19 protein-coding genes are annotated in these 18,348 nt (G+C 65.2%); 9 read left to right on the top strand and 10 right to left on the bottom strand.

Translation table 11 applies throughout. The annotated features are described in order from the left end of the window. Positions 1-6: 6 nt before the first annotated feature. Positions 7-378, bottom strand: a complete 372-nt coding sequence (gene rpsL / locus AC3G7M_RS04845) for a 30S ribosomal protein S12 (RefSeq protein ID WP_011631258.1) — start codon at positions 376-378, stop codon at positions 7-9. Between the two features lie 436 nt (positions 379-814). Between rpsL and AC3G7M_RS04840 the strand changes: the two genes are divergently transcribed. Continuing rightward, positions 815-2,416 carry a glycosyltransferase family 61 protein gene (locus AC3G7M_RS04840; protein WP_489214582.1) on the top strand — a complete coding sequence of 534 codons (1,602 nt, stop codon included), beginning with the start codon at positions 815-817 and terminating at the stop codon, positions 2,414-2,416. Between the two features lie 519 nt (positions 2,417-2,935). Further along, entirely contained in the window at positions 2,936-4,216 is a 1,281-nt protein-coding gene (locus AC3G7M_RS04835; protein WP_489214581.1) for a porin, read from the top strand. A gap of 114 nt (positions 4,217-4,330) precedes the next feature. Here the strand turns inward: AC3G7M_RS04835 and AC3G7M_RS04830 are convergent, their stop codons facing one another. Continuing rightward, complete coding sequence (locus tag AC3G7M_RS04830; RefSeq protein WP_489214580.1) at positions 4,331-6,103, bottom strand: ABC transporter ATP-binding protein/permease; 1,773 nt, start codon at positions 6,101-6,103, stop codon at positions 4,331-4,333. A 35-nt stretch (positions 6,104-6,138) separates the two neighbouring features. Then, positions 6,139-6,447 (bottom strand): DUF3253 domain-containing protein, encoded by a 309-nt coding sequence (locus AC3G7M_RS04825; RefSeq protein ID WP_489214579.1) that lies wholly within the window; start codon positions 6,445-6,447, stop codon positions 6,139-6,141. 418 nt (positions 6,448-6,865) lie between these two features. On the opposite strand from AC3G7M_RS04825, the gene AC3G7M_RS04820 reads away from it, so the two are divergent. Then, entirely contained in the window at positions 6,866-7,588 is a 723-nt protein-coding gene (locus AC3G7M_RS04820) for an EAL domain-containing protein (RefSeq protein ID WP_489214578.1), read from the top strand. Between the two features lie 9 nt (positions 7,589-7,597). Here the strand turns inward: AC3G7M_RS04820 and AC3G7M_RS04815 are convergent, their stop codons facing one another. Further along, the gene (locus AC3G7M_RS04815; protein WP_489214577.1) at positions 7,598-8,089 is read right to left on the bottom strand and encodes a disulfide bond formation protein B; all 492 of its coding nucleotides are present in this window, start codon (positions 8,087-8,089) and stop codon (positions 7,598-7,600) included. Positions 8,090-8,228: 139 nt separating this feature from the next. Between AC3G7M_RS04815 and AC3G7M_RS04810 the strand changes: the two genes are divergently transcribed. From AC3G7M_RS04810 to AC3G7M_RS04800, 3 genes are read left to right on the top strand one after another with little or no spacing between them, the layout of a single operon-like run. Next, positions 8,229-8,807, top strand: coding sequence for a DedA family protein (locus tag AC3G7M_RS04810; protein ID WP_489214576.1), 579 nt, complete (start codon positions 8,229-8,231; stop codon positions 8,805-8,807). Beyond that, the gene (locus AC3G7M_RS04805; RefSeq protein WP_489214575.1) at positions 8,804-9,937 is read left to right on the top strand and encodes a D-alanine--D-alanine ligase; all 1,134 of its coding nucleotides are present in this window, start codon (positions 8,804-8,806) and stop codon (positions 9,935-9,937) included. The genes AC3G7M_RS04810 and AC3G7M_RS04805 overlap by 4 nt, the downstream gene beginning before the upstream one ends. 27 nt (positions 9,938-9,964) lie before the next feature. After that, the gene (locus AC3G7M_RS04800) at positions 9,965-10,711 is read left to right on the top strand and encodes a TlyA family RNA methyltransferase (RefSeq protein WP_489215960.1); all 747 of its coding nucleotides are present in this window, start codon (positions 9,965-9,967) and stop codon (positions 10,709-10,711) included. Here the strand turns inward: AC3G7M_RS04800 and AC3G7M_RS04795 are convergent. The 4 genes from AC3G7M_RS04795 to fabI all read right to left on the bottom strand — a co-directional run bounded on the left by AC3G7M_RS04795 (position 10,696) and on the right by fabI (position 14,261). After that, positions 10,696-10,857 carry a peptide chain release factor 1 gene (locus tag AC3G7M_RS04795; protein ID WP_489214574.1) on the bottom strand — a complete coding sequence of 54 codons (162 nt, stop codon included), beginning with the start codon at positions 10,855-10,857 and terminating at the stop codon, positions 10,696-10,698. The two genes, AC3G7M_RS04800 and AC3G7M_RS04795, sit on opposite strands and share 16 nt — an antisense overlap. A 119-nt stretch (positions 10,858-10,976) precedes the next feature. Continuing rightward, positions 10,977-12,236, bottom strand: a complete 1,260-nt coding sequence (locus AC3G7M_RS04790) for a hypothetical protein (RefSeq protein WP_489214573.1) — start codon at positions 12,234-12,236, stop codon at positions 10,977-10,979. A 71-nt stretch (positions 12,237-12,307) separates the two neighbouring features. Further along, positions 12,308-13,393 carry a chorismate synthase gene (gene aroC / locus AC3G7M_RS04785; protein ID WP_489214572.1) on the bottom strand — a complete coding sequence of 362 codons (1,086 nt, stop codon included), beginning with the start codon at positions 13,391-13,393 and terminating at the stop codon, positions 12,308-12,310. A gap of 25 nt (positions 13,394-13,418) precedes the next feature. Then, positions 13,419-14,261: an enoyl-ACP reductase FabI gene (fabI, locus tag AC3G7M_RS04780; protein WP_489214571.1), complete on the bottom strand. Its 843-nt coding sequence runs from the start codon at positions 14,259-14,261 to the stop codon at positions 13,419-13,421. Between the two features lie 226 nt (positions 14,262-14,487). Between fabI and pdxH the strand changes: the two genes are divergently transcribed. Both pdxH and AC3G7M_RS04770 read left to right on the top strand, forming a co-directional pair. Continuing rightward, positions 14,488-15,090, top strand: a complete 603-nt coding sequence (pdxH, locus tag AC3G7M_RS04775) for a pyridoxamine 5'-phosphate oxidase (RefSeq protein ID WP_489214570.1) — start codon at positions 14,488-14,490, stop codon at positions 15,088-15,090. Positions 15,091-15,156: 66 nt separating this feature from the next. Continuing rightward, positions 15,157-16,023 carry a universal stress protein gene (locus tag AC3G7M_RS04770; RefSeq protein ID WP_489214569.1) on the top strand — a complete coding sequence of 289 codons (867 nt, stop codon included), beginning with the start codon at positions 15,157-15,159 and terminating at the stop codon, positions 16,021-16,023. Between the two features lie 27 nt (positions 16,024-16,050). On the opposite strand, the gene AC3G7M_RS04765 is transcribed toward AC3G7M_RS04770, so the two are convergent. Both AC3G7M_RS04765 and ubiA read right to left on the bottom strand, forming a co-directional pair. Then, positions 16,051-16,701: a class I SAM-dependent methyltransferase gene (locus tag AC3G7M_RS04765; protein WP_489214568.1), complete on the bottom strand. Its 651-nt coding sequence runs from the start codon at positions 16,699-16,701 to the stop codon at positions 16,051-16,053. Continuing rightward, positions 16,701-17,600: a 4-hydroxybenzoate octaprenyltransferase gene (gene ubiA, locus AC3G7M_RS04760; RefSeq protein WP_489214567.1), complete on the bottom strand. Its 900-nt coding sequence runs from the start codon at positions 17,598-17,600 to the stop codon at positions 16,701-16,703. The genes AC3G7M_RS04765 and ubiA overlap by 1 nt, the downstream gene beginning before the upstream one ends. Between ubiA and AC3G7M_RS04755 the strand changes: the two genes are divergently transcribed. After that, complete coding sequence (locus tag AC3G7M_RS04755; RefSeq protein WP_489214566.1) at positions 17,599-18,336, top strand: 16S rRNA (uracil(1498)-N(3))-methyltransferase; 738 nt, start codon at positions 17,599-17,601, stop codon at positions 18,334-18,336. The two genes, ubiA and AC3G7M_RS04755, sit on opposite strands and share 2 nt — an antisense overlap. Positions 18,337-18,348 lie beyond the last annotated feature (12 nt).

The following is an 18,348-nucleotide window of genomic DNA, read 5'->3' as shown; positions in this document are numbered from 1 at the left end:
ACCCTCTTACTTCGGACGCTTCGCGCCATACAGCGACCGGCGCTGACGACGCTTGGCGATACCCTGAGTGTCGAGCACGCCACGCAGGATGTGATAGCGAACACCGGGAAGATCCTTCACGCGGCCGCCGCGGATCAGGACGACGCTGTGCTCCTGAAGGTTATGACCTTCACCCGGAATATAGCTCACAACTTCGTAGCCGTTCGTGAGGCGCACCTTCGCCACCTTACGAAGCGCCGAGTTCGGCTTCTTCGGCGTGGTGGTATAGACACGCGTGCAGACACCGCGCTTCTGAGGGCATCCCTGCAGAGCCGGCACCTTATTGCGCGCCTTGTTGGGTTCGCGCCCCTTAGCAATCAACTGGTTGATCGTCGGCATAGACCTCGTTTCCGATCTTCACATCCCACAGGGCCAACCCCCATTCGCACAAAAGCCCGCAAGGCAAGGCATCCTCCTTGCACGCGGTCAGTGTCCTTGCCACGGTCTGAGCCCGAACCTAGGGTCCTGGCGGCTCCGCAGCAGCGGTAATTCGAATGGTGGCTTGAACCCAAACACTCAGTCTGGGGTCCGGCCGAGGGCGCGATACCTACGGGCCGGGGTCCTTTGAGTCAAGCACGCAACGGGCATTCAAGTGCGCAATTGCCCCCGCCTTCCGGGGAGGTGATATGCATCGGTACCGCACCACCCCGGGAGGGCCACGGCCATCTCCCATCGAGCGCCGCCGCTCTGCCCCTATCGCCAAGACCTTAGGTTATTGGCAATACACGGAACTGCGCCGCCTTGCCCGTCACCGTAAGATTAAGGAGTGGAGCATATGGCCCCCTCAGATGCTGCCGCGGACACCCCCGCCGCCGATGCCGGTGCCAGCACCCCGCCGCGTCTTCCCAATATGTTGGCCCATATCAGCATGCTGGGCGATGTAACCGGCGTCGATGGCGCCTGGCTGGGCGAGCCCGGCAGCCCCCATGCCATCGAAGCGCTGCTGCTCGCGCCGGCCGCCGCGGGCCCGCCGCACCTCAACCCCGCGCCAGAATACCAGATGCTCTATAGCTCCGGCCTGATGACGCCCTGGACTCCGGCCGGTCAGCCTTGCGGCAGCCGCAGCTACGGCCTGGCGGCAATGGGCATCCGCTTCCGTCTGAGCGCCGAGACCGCGTCCTTCTTCGACTGCCGCTATGATGTCGCCTTCACCGACGGCAGCCGGATGGATGACATCGCCGAAACCGAATTCGCGCGCGCGCCGCAGGGCGCTTACGTGGCTGCGCTCCGCCTGCGCATCACCCAGCGGCCCCCAACCCCGCTGATCGTCCTGAACGACCTCGACACGGCCCAGCCGCTGCCCTGGGTGCCGCTGGGCGGGCCTGACACCCCCTACCTGCGCCTTTGCCTGCTGTCGCCGGCCTTCGCCACGACGCCGCCCGCGATTCGCAACGGCGCGCTGATCCCGGCCGAGCCCTGGGACGCCATGAATGTCTCCTTCCGGCGCAGGGTCTTCCCCGGCCGGACTGTGACGCTGCGGGAAATCGAGGATGCGACGATCGTGTCGCCCGGCCTGGTCTTCGACCGCGACCTCCACCATGTGCCGACGGCCGATCAGAGGCCGACCACGGCGGAGATCGCCACGGCCCGCGTCGCGGCCGAGGCGGCCCGCCGCGCCGGGGACAGCGGTCCAGGTGCGGCGCGGCACATATCCGGCCTCAGCGTCTTCTGCCGGACGCTGGCGCCTGCCAATTATGGTCACCTGCTGGTCGAGGCGCTGAGCCGCGCCTGGCTGGCGGGCAAGGTGCTGGCCTGGCGGCAGCCGACCTATATCCTGCAGGCGACGCCGCTCGCTTCCCTGTTTCAGGAAGCGCTGCGCGCCGTCGGCGTGGAGGCCGCGCCAGCGGTGCTGAACGGGCCGCCGATTCGCTGCGAAGCGCTGGTGATGGTCGACGGATTGACGGAGCACGGCATCTATCAGTCCCCCCTCTGCCTTGAGGCGCTGCGGAGCATGGCCGCAGCCGTTCCCGCAGCCCCGCCGGAAAGGCTGTTCGTCCGCCGCCGGGCCACCAAGCGCCCGCTGCTGAACGAAGAGTCGATCGAGGCGACCCTGCGGGAGCACGGCTTCGTGGTGGTCGATCCCGGCACGATGCCGCTCACGGCGCAGATCGCCCTTTTTAAGGGGGCGTCACTGGTGGTGGGTGCTCTTGGCGCAGCGCTGAGCAATATCGCCTTCTGCAGCCCCGGAACGCGCGTCGTGGCCCTGACCTCGCAAAGCTTTCCCGACACCTTCTTCTGGTTCCTCGCCCAGCATGGCGGGCTCTCCTATGAAGAGGTGCGGGGCCAGGACGCGATCGCGGCCCCGATCGCCGAGATGCCCTGGGACGCGGGCTTCACGCTGCCGGAGGCGGATCTCGCCTATCTCGCGGCGCTGTAGCGGCCAAGCCTGACGGAACGCGGGACGGGGGGGGGGCGGCGGTACGCGCCGCGCTGCGTGCTGCCGACAGCATGCGTGCCCCCCCTCACTGTATCCGCATGCGCGCCCGCCACGGCCGATCCCCGCGCCGGCTCGGGCGCGCATGCGCCGCTGGCCATGCTGCGGAATGCCGATCAAAGAGAACGGACGGATCACGCCACCGCGACAGGCCGACCGGGATTTCCCTATCGTTGCTTAAAAGAACCGATACAAGCTTATATTCTGATCACACAACCAATAATAATGCCTTTTGGTGAAAGCAAACCACATCTGCGCGATCTAACGTGCATCGCCATCATATCATTCATAACAAGACTTCAAAATGTGTGACAACTTCGCAACATGCCTGGATATATCTATGCTCTTTGTGTTGCAGTTAAGTCGCTCCGGGGCTAATCGAGCTATTAGCTTCGTTGAGCGTTTCGTGAGCTGCTGACTTTCAGCGGGCGGAAACGAAAGTAAGCTGATTAGGAGATAAAAATGCGGAAATTGCTGTTAGGCTGTGCGGCAACGCTCACCGGTATGATTGGCTATGCGGGCCTCGATGGGGCTCATGCCCAGACGGCGGCGACCAATCTTTCCCCCGGCCAGGTCACGGTTCGTCTGAATGGACGAGTCAACTGGTATGCCGGCATTGAGTCATCATCGCTCGATAGCACCAGCTCGACCGGTCAGAAGACCTCAACCGACAGCTTCCTCGGCTATATGCGTCTCTATCCGGGCTTCGACGGCGTCGCCGCGAACGGCCTGCATTATGGTGCCGCCGCCGAAATCCGCATGAACAGCGGCAGCTCGGCCAGCAGCGAAACCCTCTATGTCTTCCAGGCTTACGGCTATCTCGGCCTGCCGCAGCTCGGCCAGGTCAGCTTCGGCCAGCAGAACGGCCCCGCGGTGCTCTTTGAAACCGGCTTCTTTGAAGGCTTCAACGACGGCGGCTGGAATGGCGATATCGAAGGCATGGTCCCTTCGGCCGCGAACCCCGTCTATCCGTTCCCGGACAGCGGCTCGTCCTATAATCAGGCGACCGACAAGATCGTCTATCTGTCCCCGACGATCTCCGGCTTCCAGTTCGCCGTGGGCTTCACGCCCAATCAGACGGCTGAGAACTACAGCCCGGCCTTGACCTCCTCGGCCACGCCGATCGCCGGCGGCGAGGCGCGTAACCTGATCGATGTCGGTGGCCAGTACACCCAGACCTTCGGCCCGTTCGGCCTGCAGGTCGGCGCCGACTACACCACGGCCGGCCAGGTCGCGAATACCGGCGATGCCGAAGGCGTCACCGGCTACAAGAACATGAGCATCTTCACCGGCGGCGCGACGGCCACCATTGGCGGCCTGACCTTCGGCGGCAATGCGGTGACCGGCGCCTTCAACATGGCCGACGGCTTCACCTTCCAGCTGGAGCCCGATGGCGGCAGCAAGGCGATCGGCTTCCTCGGCGGCGCGCAATATGCCCTGGGTCCGGTCGTGTTCGGTGCCAGCTACTACCACTTCACCCAGACCGGTGACCTGCCCGGCGGCATCGACTCCGGCTCGGGCGCCACCATCACCTCCGCGGGCCTGACCACCGGCCAGCAGCAGAATACCGGTGTCGCCGTTGGTGCCACCTATACCCTGGTGCCCGGCGTCAATCTCTTCGCCGATTACCTCTATGGCACGCGCCAGCAGGGCGGCTACGACTTCCAGACCGGCAATGCCGGTACCGAGCATAACAACACCCAGGCTCAGCTCTTCGGCGTCGGCACCCAGATCCAGTGGTAATGACCTGAAAGCGGTCGAAGGGACGGCATCGCCGCCCCTTCGACACTGGCAGACAAAAAAGCCGGATCACGCAGCAGCGTGGTCCGGCTTTTTTCGTCTAGAGCCGCGGCCGGCCTATTCGGCCGGCGCGACGAGGGCTGCGGAATCCTGGGCGACCCGGCCCTTCGCGATCACGATATGGCGGTCATGCAGCTTCGCCACCGACTCGCGATGCGCGATCGAGATCAGCGTCGTGCTGGGCAGACGCTGCCGCAGCAGGGCGTAGAGAGCCGTCTCGGCTTCAGGGTCGAGATTGGCCGTCGCCTCGTCCAAAAAGAGCCAGTCGGGTTTGACCAGCAGCGCCCGCACGACAGCCAGCCGCTGCTGCTCGCCCCCGGACAGCACCTGCGCCCAGCCGCGCTTCTCTTCAAGTTCGGGCAGGAGATGCGCGAGGCCGCAGGCCGTCATGACCTCGGCCAGCACGTCATCGGCCACCGATGCCGGATCGAGCGGATAGGTCGCGATCCGCCGCAAGGTGCCGAGCGGCATATAGGGCCGCTGCGGCAGGAACAGGCTGCGCGCCGCCGGCAGGGTGATGCGGCCCTTGGCATAGGGCCAAATCCCCGCGAGTTCCCGGAACAAGGTCGATTTGCCCGAGCCGGAAGCCCCGGTGATGATGATGGACTGACCGGGAACTGCCCGGAAGGTCGCATGTTCCAGCAGAGGCTGGCCGTTCGGCAGGCACAGGCTGACATCCTCCAGCACCAGATCCGGGCCATCCTGCTGCCGCACCGCGCCATCCGGCAGTTTCACATGGGCCTCCTCGATCGACCGGCGGAAGGTGCCCAGACGTTCGACGGTCGCACTCCAGGACGCGATATTGGAGTAGTTCGACACCAGCCAGGAGAGTGCGGATTGCACCTGGCCGAAGGCGTCGCTGATCCGGGTGAGGACGCCGAGGGCGATCAGGCCCGAGAAATAGCGCGGTGCGGCCACCACGATGGGAAAGATATTGGCAATCTGGCCATAGGCCGTCGTCAGCATATTCAGGCTTTTGGTCCGGCGCATGATCGCCCACCAATTGCCGACGACGAAACGGAAGCGGTGCGCCAGCTCGCCGCGCTCTTCGACCTCGCCATTATACAGCGCGACCCCTTCGGTATTCTCGCGCAGACGCATCAGCGCGAAGCGGAAATCGGCTTCGACCTTCTGCTGATTGAAGGTGAGCCGCACCAGGGGACGTCCGACCAGATGGGTGAACAGGCTGCCGACGACGGCATAGATCAGTGCGACCCAGACCATATAGCCGTGGATGGTGACGCCGAGGATGGTGATGGACCCCGAAAGCACCCACAGAATGCCGAGGAAGCTGAACAGCGTGACCACATTCGACATCAGGTCCAGGCCGAGACTGAGCGTGCTGGTGACGAAATTGCCGATATCTTCGCTGATCCGCTGATCGGGGTTATCGGTGCCGTCGACGTCCAGCTTGGAGGTCAGGCTCATCCGGTAATAGGTGCGGTCGCCGATCCAGTCGTCGAGATAGCGCGAGGTCAGCCAGCGGCGCCAGCGGATCTGCAGCCATTGGCTGAGATAGGTCGCATAGACCGCGACCAGGATATAGACCACCGCGATGCTGCAAAAACCTGGCAGAAAACCGTGCGGCGTCTTTTTGTAAAGGAAGATCAGCTGGGTGAAGGACTGCCAGTCGCGCGACTGGATGGCGTCGAAAAACGCCCCGTTCCAGAAGTTCAGGACCACCGTCATGCCGACCAGCGACAGATTCAGGGCGATGGTCGAGAGCAGCAGAAGAATGGCGCTCCACTTTTCCTCGGAGCGGAAATAGGGGGCGGACAGATACCAGGCATCCCGCAGCACGGGACCCACGCGGCGCATCGTCTGGCGCATTTTTTGATCCTATCGGCTGTCGGGACGCGGGCGGATCACGGGCTCTGTTTGAGCCGGAGCCGGATAACACCCTTCATCGTAGCCGGGTCGATGGGCTTGCCATGGCGCAGGATCTCGATGCGGCCCTGGTCTGCCAGGCGGCGGGCGGCCGCGCGGATATGCTTCAGGACCGGGCGCCATTCTTCGGACAGCGACATCGCGACATCCGTCGGCGTGATGGATTTGCCGTCTTCGGCCTTTCCTACCATCAGCATGATGGCGGCCTCGTAGCTGTTGACCGCCTTTTCTGCGCCGGCCTGTGCGGCAGCGTCCGCCGTCTCGGCCTGACCGTTCAACTCATTCATGACTGCGAAAAGGTCCCCGTCTGCGTGCAAAGGCGGACCTAACCACGCGCGCCTTAGACAGTCACGGGCTGGCAGATGTCTTTTACGTTAGAGAAGGCCGCCCGTGGCCGCTCTGCGGCGACTGGCCTGTGCGGCCGGCTGTGGGACCGGCCGCGTTGCGGCAGCCGCACCTCCCGCCGGTGGACCATCGCCCGGCAACCGGCATTCCAGCGCCGATACTCGATACCGCTTTGAAACGACGGCCAATTCCCCCAGAAAACTGGCGCCGTTCACGGCGCGGTAAGACATTGCGCCTAACCTCCGTCGGCTTTGATCGCTCGTAACCAGGAAGACGGGGCTGCATCCTCAATCTCCAGCAAGCCAAGCGGCGTCTGCGGGGACTCCAGATCGGCGCGCGCAAGCCGAACTGAGGAAAGCCGTGACACGCGACGCCCCCGTTCTTGATTTCCAACCGCGCCACGGCATTCGCACGGGCGAGCTTTTCGCGGTCGAAGCCATTTTGCGCTGGCCGATCCGGCGCGTCGGCGCCGCCATCAGCGGCGGGCTGGCTCTGCCCTCGGGCGCCGATCGCAGCCTGCTGCGCAGTCTGAGTGGTCTGGTACTGCAAACCGCCTGCGCCGAAGCGGTCACCTGGCAACGTCCCGACATCCGTCTGTCCGTCAAGCTTCTCGGGCCGCATCTCAGCAGCGAAGACCTATGCCTTCAGGTCTGCGCGGCCCTGGAGGAAAGCGGACTGCCGCCGGAACGCCTGGAACTCGCGATCCCCGAGCAGCTGGCGTTTGCGCTCGACGACGACGCGGCCTCGGCCTTCGCCGGCTTGCGCGACATCGGCGTCAATCTGCTGCTGGATGAGTTCGGCCATGCCTTTGCCAGCCTGGTCGCGTTGCGGGACCTGCCGCTGACGGCCCTCAAATTCGACCGGCTGATGCTGCGTGGCCTGCCGACAGATCCCGACGCCCTGGCCGTGACCCGCGCCGTGGTGGAGACCTCCCATGCGATCGGGCTCTCGGTCTGCGCGGATGGCGTCGATCTCGACAGCCAGCGCATGACGCTGGAGCACCTCGGCATGGATGAGGGTCAGGGCACGGTCTTCAGCCCGCCTTTGCCGCCGCAGGACATGCGTTTCTACCTGCAGCGGTAACGTCTGGCGTCAGCTGCGTCGGCGGGTGAGGCAGATAACCACGATCACGACGCAGAGCAGCGCGTAGAGACAATCCATCGCGGTGAAGGACAGAGGCAGGCCGGGGATCAGAAAGTTGGGCGCGTCGCAGGGCTTGGCCGGCGTCGCCGGCAGATTGGCCATCAGCGTACTGAGATTGCCCTTGAAGATATTGGCCGCACTGCATGCGGGCAGGGGACTGGGCCAGAACTTCTGCTCGACGCCGACATGCAGGCCCGCCACGCCGACATCGGCGAGAAAGGCGAGCGCACCCAGCCACAGCACCGCCCGTCGCGCCGGCGGCGGCAGGATAAGGCCCAGCAGCCCGATCACGATGGCGAGGCGATAAGGCCAGCGTTCCCAGTAACAGAGATCGCAGGGCGCCATGCCCAAACCGTATTGCGCGCCATAGGCGACCGCCAGCGGCAAAGCGCCCAGCAGCAGGATGGTGCAGGCGATCGCGCGGTCCTGAGAAAGGGTCATGCCGTCTTATGAAACGGCAATCATCAGCTGCCAACTCCGCGGCCGGGAGAGCGCCCTTTCATAATCCGCTTGGTTTTGGGATGCTTTCGGGCGATACGCTGCCGGCATTCATGATGAACCATTCCTCAGCTCTGCATTCATGACAGCCATCCTCGTTTTCGTGACGGCAGCGCTGCGGCATCCCATCCTGCAGGCGCTGTCGGTCATTGGCGCGACCTTCATCCTTGAAGATGCGGCAACGGTGGTGACCGCCATCCAGGTTCAGGCCGGCTCCATCCCGCTCGAACTCGGTCTCGGCTCGCTCTATATCGGCATCGTTCTTGGCGATATGGGGCTGTATGGCCTGGGGCGGCTCGCCGCCATCATTCCGTGGATGGAGCGATTTATTCCACCGCGCAGACGCGATATAGGAAGAGATTGGCTGAATAGCCGTCTTGCGAAAGTTATCCTTATCAGCCGCTTCTTGCCTGGGCTACGTCTCCCCACTTATACAACATGTGGCTTTCTGGGCGCGTCCTTCCTCATCTTCACGATGACGGCGATCGTCGCGACTCTGGTCTGGACCAGCCTGCTCTTCAGCATCTCTATGAAGCTCGGGCATTACATTCTGGCTTATCTGGGCGCCTGGCACTGGGCCGGCGTTGCAGTGCTGTGCGTAGTGCTCCTGGTCGCCAGCCGTCTGGTCGCCCGGCAGTTGAGAGGAAAAGAGACGACGTGAGCGATATTCAGCTAGCTTCGACGCCTCTGGCCCGGCTGCGCCGGTCCTCAGCTCAAGCCTCGGCCGCGCGTTCCGAACGCATTACGTCTTTCTTTGAATTCTGGCCGGGTTGGATTGCCTATACGCCGGTCGTGCTGCAATGGATCGGCCTTGGCATCCGCTACGGCAATCCGATCCTGGCGACCGCCGCCAATCCCACCATCGAAGCCGGCGGCCTCTGCGGGGAATCGAAACAGTCGATCCTTGATCAGATCAGCGGGCCGTCACGCGACTGGATTGCGCCCTACACGGTCTGCACGACCGGCGCCTATGCCGAGTCCGACGATCTGGGCATCGCCGAGGCCGCGATGCGGGTGGAGAACCTGACCTATCCCGTCGTCGTAAAGCCCGATATCGGCTGTAACGGCACGGGCGTCTGTCTGGTCGACAATCGCGCCGACCTCGCCCGTTATCTCGCCGCCTTCCCGCGTTTGACCCGCTTCATGCTGCAGGCCCTTATTCCGCATGAAGGCGAAGCCGGGGTCTTCTATATCCGCCGCCCGGATGAGGCGACCGGCACCATCACCTCCCTCACCCTCAAATCCTCTCCCGTCGTCACCGGCGATGGCCAGTCCAATCTGCGGGATCTGATCATGGCGGACCCGCGCTGCGCCCAGGTGCCGCATCTCTATCTGCCGCGCCTCGCCTCCCGCCTGCACGAAGTTCCGGCGCCGGGCGAGCGGGTAAAGCTGGTCTTCGTCGGCAACCATTGCAAAGGCTCCACCTTCAAGAATGGCGCCAAGCTGATCTCCCGCGAACTGACCGAGCGGATCGACGCCATCGCCCGCTCGATCCCGAACTTTCATTTCGGCCGCTTCGATATCCGCTATGAGGACGCCGCCGGCCTGCGCGCAGGCGACGGCTTCCGCATCATCGAAATCAACGGGGTCGGCTCTGAAGCGACCCATATCTGGGACCCGCAGACGACGCTGCGCGAGGCCTATTCCGCCCAGTTCTTCCACTACCGCTCGGCCTTCGAGATCGCGGCGGCCAACCGCGCCGCCGGTCACAAGCCGACCGGTTTCTTCACCCTGCTGCGCATGTGGCGGACCCAGAAGCGGCTGCTGGCTTCCTACCCCGCCAACGACTGATCACCCGATATGACCGCGCCTGCCAAAATCCGGCGCCTGCGGGCGGACCGGCTGCTTGTCGATCGCGGCCTGGTGGACAGCCTGACCCGCGCCCAGGCGGTGATCATGGCGGGACAGGCCTATCTCGACACTCGCCGCATCGAGAAGGCCGGCGATCTGATCCCTGAAAGCGGCACACTCAGCCTGAAGGGCCAGGATCATCCTTGGGTCTCCCGCGGCGGGCTGAAGCTCGCCCACGGCCTTGCCCATTTCGGCTACGCGGCGGCAGGACGACAGGCGATCGACATCGGCGCCTCTACCGGTGGTTTTACCGATGTGCTGCTGAGCCAGGGTGCCGTGCGCGTCCATGCCGTCGACGTCGGGCACGGGCAGCTTGCCTGGAAGCTGCGCAGCGACAGCCGCGTCGTCGTGATGGAAAAGACCAATGCCCGCCTGCTGACCGCCGATCAGGTGCCCGGCCCGGTCGGTGCGCTGGTCTGCGACGCAAGCTTCATCGGCTTGCGGTCCGTGCTGCCGGCACCGCTGGCTCTTTGCGCACCGGGCGCCTGGGCGATCGCACTGATCAAGCCACAGTTTGAGGCGCAGCGTGCCGAGATCGGCCCGAAGGGCGTGATCACCGATCCCGCCGTGCGGGCGCGTTACTGCGCCGAAATCGAGACCTGGTGGAAAGCCCTGCCGGGATGGACAGTGGATGGAATCGTCGAAAGCCCGATCACCGGCCCCGAGGGCAACCACGAATACCTCATCGGCGCGCGCTTTCAGCCCGCAGGCTGATCGGCCTCGGCCCCGTCGTCCGCGAAGCTGCAGGACGAAATGTCATCGAGCAGGGACCAGACGCGATGCGGTTCCAGGGTCGCGGTCGGATCGTTCAAGATCCGGTCCAGCTCTGCGAGTTTCCAGCCGGTCGACCGCTGCATCATCCCCATCTATCCGCCTCCAAGCCTGAAGGCCAGATGACCTTCACCGCAAGGTGACAGATGGGAAAATATGCCGCCAAGTCCAGAATTGGACGGTCAACGATTGCGTGTAGTCCGGCGGTTCAGATCGAGGACAGGATGGCCGGCGCCAGCGCGCCGATCTTCGCGGCCGGATGGGCGGGGTTGCGGAAGCGCAGCTCCCCTTCCGCGGCGGCATCCGGGCCGGCCAGGCCGAACATTTCCATCCGGCTGTAGCAGGTCACCGCCACCACATGCGCAGCCTCGTCGGCCGTCAGGAAGTGGCGGGCGGCCCCTTCCAGTTCCAGACTGTCCATCAGGCCACGCCATTCCGGCCGGTCGATATCCTCGACGAAAATGGACAGGATGGCCGGGCGCGCGCCCGACACCCGCTCAGGCGCGATGCGGCCCAGAACGCTGCGCAGCAAACCGGCCACCTGATTGCGCCGGCCGGCGCGGGCCGCCATGGCCCAGATACCCTCGGCACAGGCCGAAACGGAGAGATGCGCCTCAGGTCCGAATTCCTGCCGCAAGCGGCCCATCAGGTTTTCGACCGACGCGCTATTGCCGGAGAGCACCAGCGGCTCGACCCGCAATACGGCCGTCTGGTCCTGATCCAGCCGGGCACCCGACTGCAGCATGGCGAAAATCCGCTCATGCAGCTGCGCCTGCATGGCGCTGTCCTTGTCCTGCAGGCCGCCAGCCAGCGTCATTTTGAGCAGATAGCGGCCCGGACGCGCGGCGAGCCAAGGCTTCATCTGGCCTTCGACGCGGTCGCAGAGTTCGGCCCATGCAAAACGATGCACGTCACGCCCGGCCTCAGCCGACATCGTTTCGCAAATGCATTCAACCTCGGCGCCGTCGCGGCGGAGCAGCAGATCATACTGCGCCTCCTCTTCCAGCCCGTCATAGGTCACGGTGAAACCGCGCGCCTGCTGCAGCGACGCGGTGCGAAAGAGATGAAGGATATCGGCCAGCCTTCCGTCATCCTGCAGCGCTGCCTGCAGACGGGATTGCAGGCGCGCCCGCCCGCCCACAGTGAACCCACGCGCCGACTCCACGAGGCTCGCGAGGATCGCGTGCAGGCGCTGCTCAGCGACCGACGGTGCAGGACCCGCCGCCATACCGGCCAAGGCACTGTCCCGGCCGCGCATGCGCTCGATCGCCAGTTCAAACGCATGGCGCTGCTTGAGCATGCCGCCCACCCGGTTCGCGGCCGCGGCGCGCGCCGCAATATCGGCAATCCGCGCGGCCCAGAGGTCTGGCCCTGCAAACAGAATGAACTGGTCGATCACCGGCAGGGCCGCGACCGGAAAGTCCTGGGTCGCTAGCTTGAGGCTCTCGGGCGAAAGGGTTTGGGTCATGCGGCAGCGATACGCGATGCCGTCGCAAGCCTCAATGAACCCAGGAAACACAGAGTTGTGAGATCGAAACTTTAGGTCCGATGGTGGCCGTTTTGCGCACGGTCGCGCAGCAGGTGATCGGCCAATACGCAGGCCATCATCGCCTCTCCCACCGGCACGGCGCGAATGCCGACGCAAGGGTCATGGCGCCCGCGGGTGGAGACCTCGGTCTCTGCGCCCGCTTCATCGACCGAGCGGCGCGGTGCCAGAATCGAGCTTGTCGGCTTCACCGCAAAGCGCACGACCACCGGCTGGCCGGAGGAAATGCCGCCCAGAATGCCACCCGCATGATTGGACAGGAAAGCGATGCTGCCATCGGCATTCATGCGCATCTCATCGGCATTGTCTTCGCCGCGCAAAGCAGCGGCGGCAAAACCGTCACCGATTTCGACGCCCTTGACGGCATTGATGCTCATCATCGCCGATGCGAGATCGGCATCGAGCTTGCCGTAGATCGGCGCGCCGAAGCCGGCCGGCACCCCTTCGGCGACGATCTCGCAGACCGCGCCAATAGACGATCCTTCCTTGCGAATCTGCAATAATGTCTCTTCCCAGGCGATGGCGGTCTGCGCGTCCGGGCAGAAGAAGGCGTTCTGCTCGACCACATCCCAGTTCCAGCGTGCAGGCTCGATTCGATGGGCGCCCATCTGCACCATCGCACCACGAATGACGACGCCCGCACCGAGCACCTTCCGCGCAACCGCGCCGGCCGCGACCCGCATCGCGGTTTCCCGCGCCGAGGAGCGGCCACCCCCGCGATAGTCGCGAAGTCCGTATTTCAGATGATAGGTGACGTCGGCATGCCCTGGCCGAAAGCTGCGGGCGATATTGCTGTAATCCTTCGAGCGCTGATCGACATTGTCTATCATCAGCCCGATCGGCGTGCCCGTCGTCACACCCTCGAACACGCCCGACAGGATGCGGACCTGGTCAGGCTCCTGCCGCTGCGTCGTGAAGCTGGACTGGCCGGGGCGGCGCCGGTCCAGATAGGGCTGGATATCGGCCTCGGTCAGGGCCAGGCCGGGCGGGCAGCCGTCGATCACGCATCCGATCGCGGGACCATGGCTTTCGCCCCAGGTCGTCACACGGAAGAGATGACCGAAACTGTTGTGAGACACGCGCGAATTCCGCCCGGAGACTGGTTCAGGTGAGGATGGTGGCGATATCGGGGGCCGCCGGATTCTTCATGCCGACGACATGATAGCCGCAATCGACGTGATGCACCTCACCCGTCACGCCGGCGCTGAGACTGGACAGAAGATAAAGGCCCGAGCCGCCGACATCTTCGGTCGTGACATTGCGGGCGAGCGGCGCATTCAGCTCGTTCCATTTCAGGATATAGCGGAAATCGCCGATGCCGCTGGCGGCCAAAGTCTTGATCGGGCCCGCGCTGATGGCGTTGACGCGGATATTCCGCTCGCCGAGATCAGCCGCCAGATAGCGAACTGAGGCTTCCAAAGCCGCCTTGGCCACACCCATCACGTTATAGTGAGGCATGACGCGCTCGGCGCCCAGATAGGTGAGCGTCAGCAGCGACCCACCGTCCGACATGATGGCCGCCGCTCGCTGCGACACGGCAACGAAGCTGTAACAGGAAATATCCATCGCCTGCAGGAAGGCGGTGCGCGGCGTATCCAGATAGCGCCCGCGCAGATAGGCCTTGTCCGCCCAGCCGATCGCATGGACCAGGAAGTCGATCTTGCCCCAGCGCTTTTCGACTTCGGCGAAGGCGGCATCGATGCTGGCCTCGTCGGCGACGTCGCAGGGCAGCACGATATCGGCGCCGATGCTCTCGGCCAGCGGACGGACGCGCTTCTCGAGCGCTTCGCCCTGATAGGTGAAGGCGATTTCCGCCCCCTGTGCCGCGCAGGCGGCGGCGATGCCCCAGGCGATGGAGCGGTCATTGGCCACACCCATCACCACGCCGCGCTTACCGGCCATGAGCGTGCCTTTGGGCGGCTGGGTGACCGAGGCTTGTTGAGACATGCGGAACCTCATTCAGGACTAGGACAGCGACGAACGGCCAGGATAAGGCCCCGGACAAAGCCTGAGTGCAATGACCGGGGCGCGACCCCGCCTCCTGACACAGCCGGGGGGGAACCGACAAGGGGACGCTGCTCTGCACGCTGTGGTGCCATCACCCTGGCTCGCTTGGCCAAGCCGGCCGGCAAGGCCAGAATGGGGGAGCAAAAATTAAGGACAGCGCCGTATCATGACAGTCGCGCCATTGCCGGAGAATGATCCCTTCCGCCTGCTGACCGATTGGCTGACGGAAGCCAGGCGGACCGAAATCGCCGATGCCAATGCCATGACGCTGGCAACGGCCGGGCAGGACGGCCAGCCCGACGCCCGCATCGTGCTGCTCAAAAGCCATGATGAGCGCGGGCTCGTCTTCTATACCAATTACGAAAGCCGCAAGGCGCAGGAACTGGACGAAAATCCGCGTGCCTGCCTCAATTTTCACTGGAAGAGCCTGCAGCGTCAGGTGCGGGTGCATGGCCGCGTCGAGAAGGTCGAGCCGGTCGAGGCGGACGCCTATTTCGCCTCCCGCCCGCGCCTGTCCAAAATCGGCGCCTGGGCGTCAGACCAGTCCCGCCCGCTGGCCGACCGCTCCGTTCTGGAAGAGCGGCTGAAAGCGGCCGAGGCCCGCTTCCCTGACAATGACGTGCCGCGACCGCCCCATTGGTCCGGCTTCCGGCTGGTACCCGAGCGATTCGAATTCTGGCGCGAAATGCCGTATCGTCTGCATGATCGGCTTGTCCTCACCCGCACGGGTGAGACCGGTTCCTGGGAGCCGAGCCGCCTTTTTCCCTGAGCGCGACTTTCCTTCGGCGCCACGATACGACAATAGAGACACCGAGACGGAAACGGACTGATCCTCATGCCGCTGCGCAAGATTATCCTGCTTCTCAATGAAACTGCGGCGGGGAAAGCCGCCCTGGATGCGGCGCTCGACGCCGCGCAGATCTGGCAGGCTCATCTGACGGTCCTGCATGTCCGTGTCGATGCGCGTGATGTGGCGCCGCTCGCCGGCGAAGGCCTGTCCGGCGCCATGATCGAAGACATGATGGTCGCGACCGAGAAAGAGAGCGCGGTGCGCGCCCATGACGTGCGCGTGCTGTTCGAGCAGGCCGTCCGCGCCCATGGCGTCATGATCGGCGAGCCGCGGCCCCATGCCGGCATGGCCACCGCCAATTTCGTCTCCGTCGCCGGGCGCGAGGAAGAGATCATCGCCCAGCAGGCGCGTCTCGCGGACCTCACCGTCATTCCGCACCCAGAAGCCGGGCAGGACGTTTCCTCCTCCGACGCGCTGCATGCGGTGCTGTTCGACTCCGGCCGGCCGGTGCTGCTGGCGCCGGCAGTGGCGCCACGGACGCTGGGACAGCGCATTTGCGTCGGCTGGAACGGCACCGCCGAATCCTCGGGCGCCGTGCAGGCTGGCCTGCCCTGGATGCAGAAAGCGCAGAGCGTGCGCATCCTGACCTCGGAGGATTATCAGCGCCGGGGACCGGGTGCGGCCGATCTTGCCGCCTATCTGGCCCTGCATGACGTCTCGGCCGAGGTCGCGACCTTCCGGGCCATCGACAAATCGGTGGGTGCCGGCCTGCTGGCCGCGGCCCGCGAATTCGGCGCCGATCTGCTGACCATGGGTGCCTATTCCCATTCCCGCCTGCGCCAGCTCATCCTGGGCGGCGTGACCCGGCATGTTCTGGAACATGCCGATCTGCCCGTGCTGATGAGCCGCTGATCCGTCCGGCCGCGGCCCGCGGCGCGGTCAGGCTTCCAGCCTGAAGATCGTCACCGGCCGCTCCCGCGTATCCTCAAGTTCCAGGGTGGTCGGCACCATCATCCGCTCGATCACCTCCATGCCCTCGCGCGGCAGATAGGCCCGGCCGGGATCGGCGATCCAGACCTCAGCGCCCGCTGCCACCATGGCGCGCAGCCAGGGCAGGATATGACCGGTCATCGGCGCCTCGTAACAGACGTCACCACACAGGATGAGGTCCCAACGGCAGGCGTCGCCTACCACGTCACGCGTTTCCGCCATTACGCTGACACCGTTTGCGGCAGCATTGATGCGGGTCGCGGCAATCGCCAGCGGATCGATCTCAGCCGCCTCGACGGAGGCCGCGCCCGCACGGGCGCAGGCGATGGCGGCCAGGCCGCAGCCGGAAGCGAAATCCAGCACGCGCCGGCCGGCGACAAGGGCGGGCCGATCCAGGATGACGCGGGCCAGCGCCTGACTGCCCGGCCAGGCAAAGGCCCAGAAGGGCGGCTCGATTCCGGTCTCATGCAGCCAGGCCTCGGTCGCCTGCCAGATGGGCGTGATTTCGGTCGCGAGATAGAGCGGGATTTCCGGCACGATGGTGGCCGCCGACAGCGCGGTATGCTGGCGCAGGAAGGCTTCCGCATCCGCGACCGGCATCAGATCCGCCCCAGGATAAAGGCCAGAGCCACGGTCAGACCAACCCATTTGTTGCTCTTGAACAGAGCGAGGCACAGCCGGGGATTATTGACGTCGAGCCCCGTCACCTGCCGCGCCAGCAGCCAGGCCGGCAGGATGAGCACGAGCAGAAACCACAGCGACAGATGCGCCATGAGACCCGCTGCGACCAGCAGCACCACCGTCAGCCCGTAGCAGACAGCTAGGAACGGCACCGAGGTTGCCGCGAAAAGCCGGGCGGTGGAGCGGACGCCGACCAGCGCGTCATCCTCCCGGTCCTGATGGGCATAGATCGTGTCATAGCCCAGAATCCAAAAGAAGACGCCGGCATAGAGGGCGAGGGCCGCGCCATCGAAATGGCCGGTGGCGGCGACATAGCCCAGCGGCGCGCCGAAGCCGAAGGTGATGCCGAGCATGGCCTGCGGCCACCAGGTGACACGCTTGGCGGCGGGGTAAAGCGCCACCAGAATCAGCGAGGAAGCCCCCAGGAGCTGCGCCGCATGGTTGAGGCTGAGCAGAATGGCAAGGCCGATGGCCAGCAGCAGCAGCAGGAAGGCCGCCGCCTGCCGCATCGAGAGCGCGCCCGAGGCGAGCGGCCGCCCGGCCGTGCGTTCCACCATGCGATCGATCTTGCGGTCCCACATGTCGTTCACCACGCAGCCGGCGCTGCGCATGACGACAGAGCCGAGGCCGAAGAGAATGATCAGGCGGATGGTCTGGCCCCAGGGGGCGCGCGGCAGCAGAATGCTCCACAGACCCGGCAGGAACAGCAGCCAGGCGCCGATCGGCCGGTCCAGCCTTGCCAGGATGACATAGGGGACGAGGCCGTCAGGCAGCTTGCCGACCCAGCCGTCACGCTCGATATCTGTATGCGCCGTCATGACAGATCCATCCGTCCCATCCGATGCCCCGGCCGATGCCGGGTCCATTCGTCTTTACGTCCCGGCCGATCTGGCGGCGGGCGTCTCTGTCCTATTGGACGAAGGCCAATCGCGCTACCTCAGCGCTGTCATGCGCCGGACAGCCGGGGATTCGGTGCGGCTGTTCAACGGCCGCGACGGCGATTGGCGGGCCGTCATCCGCGAGACGGCCAAGCGCGGCGCGCGGCTGGAAGTGCTGACGCTGCTGCGGCCCCAGGCGCCGGAACCCGATCTGTGGCTGCTGCTGTCCATCATCAAGCGCGAGGCGATGGAATGGGCGGTAGAGAAAGCGACCGAACTTGGCGCCAGCGCCATCCTGCCTGTCATCACCCAGCGCAGCCAGCCCAGCCGGCCCAATCCTGAGCGGCTGCGGGCGATCGCGACCGAAGCCGCCGAGCAATGCGAGCGGCTGACGGTGCCCGTGATCCATGCCCCCCAGGCGCTTGACGCCGTGCTGCGGCAATGGCCCAATGCGCGGCCGTTATTCGCCGCTATCGAGCGGGCAGAAACGGCACCGCCGCCGCCGCAGACAGGCTCTGCGTCCGCCCTTCTGATCGGGCCGGAAGGCGGCTTTCATCCCCGGGAGCTTGACGCCATGCGTCGGCTTCCCTTTCTTGTGGCTGCGTCGCTCGGCCCCCGCATTCTGCGGGCAGAGACCGCGGCCATCGTGGGTCTCGCCTTGCTGCAGCGCCCATAGCTTTCTGGAACA

Source organism: Acidisoma sibiricum, assembly GCF_057837225.1.
The sequence above is the reverse complement of the archived record's forward strand: the minus strand, read 5'-3'. Positions and strand labels throughout refer to the sequence as shown.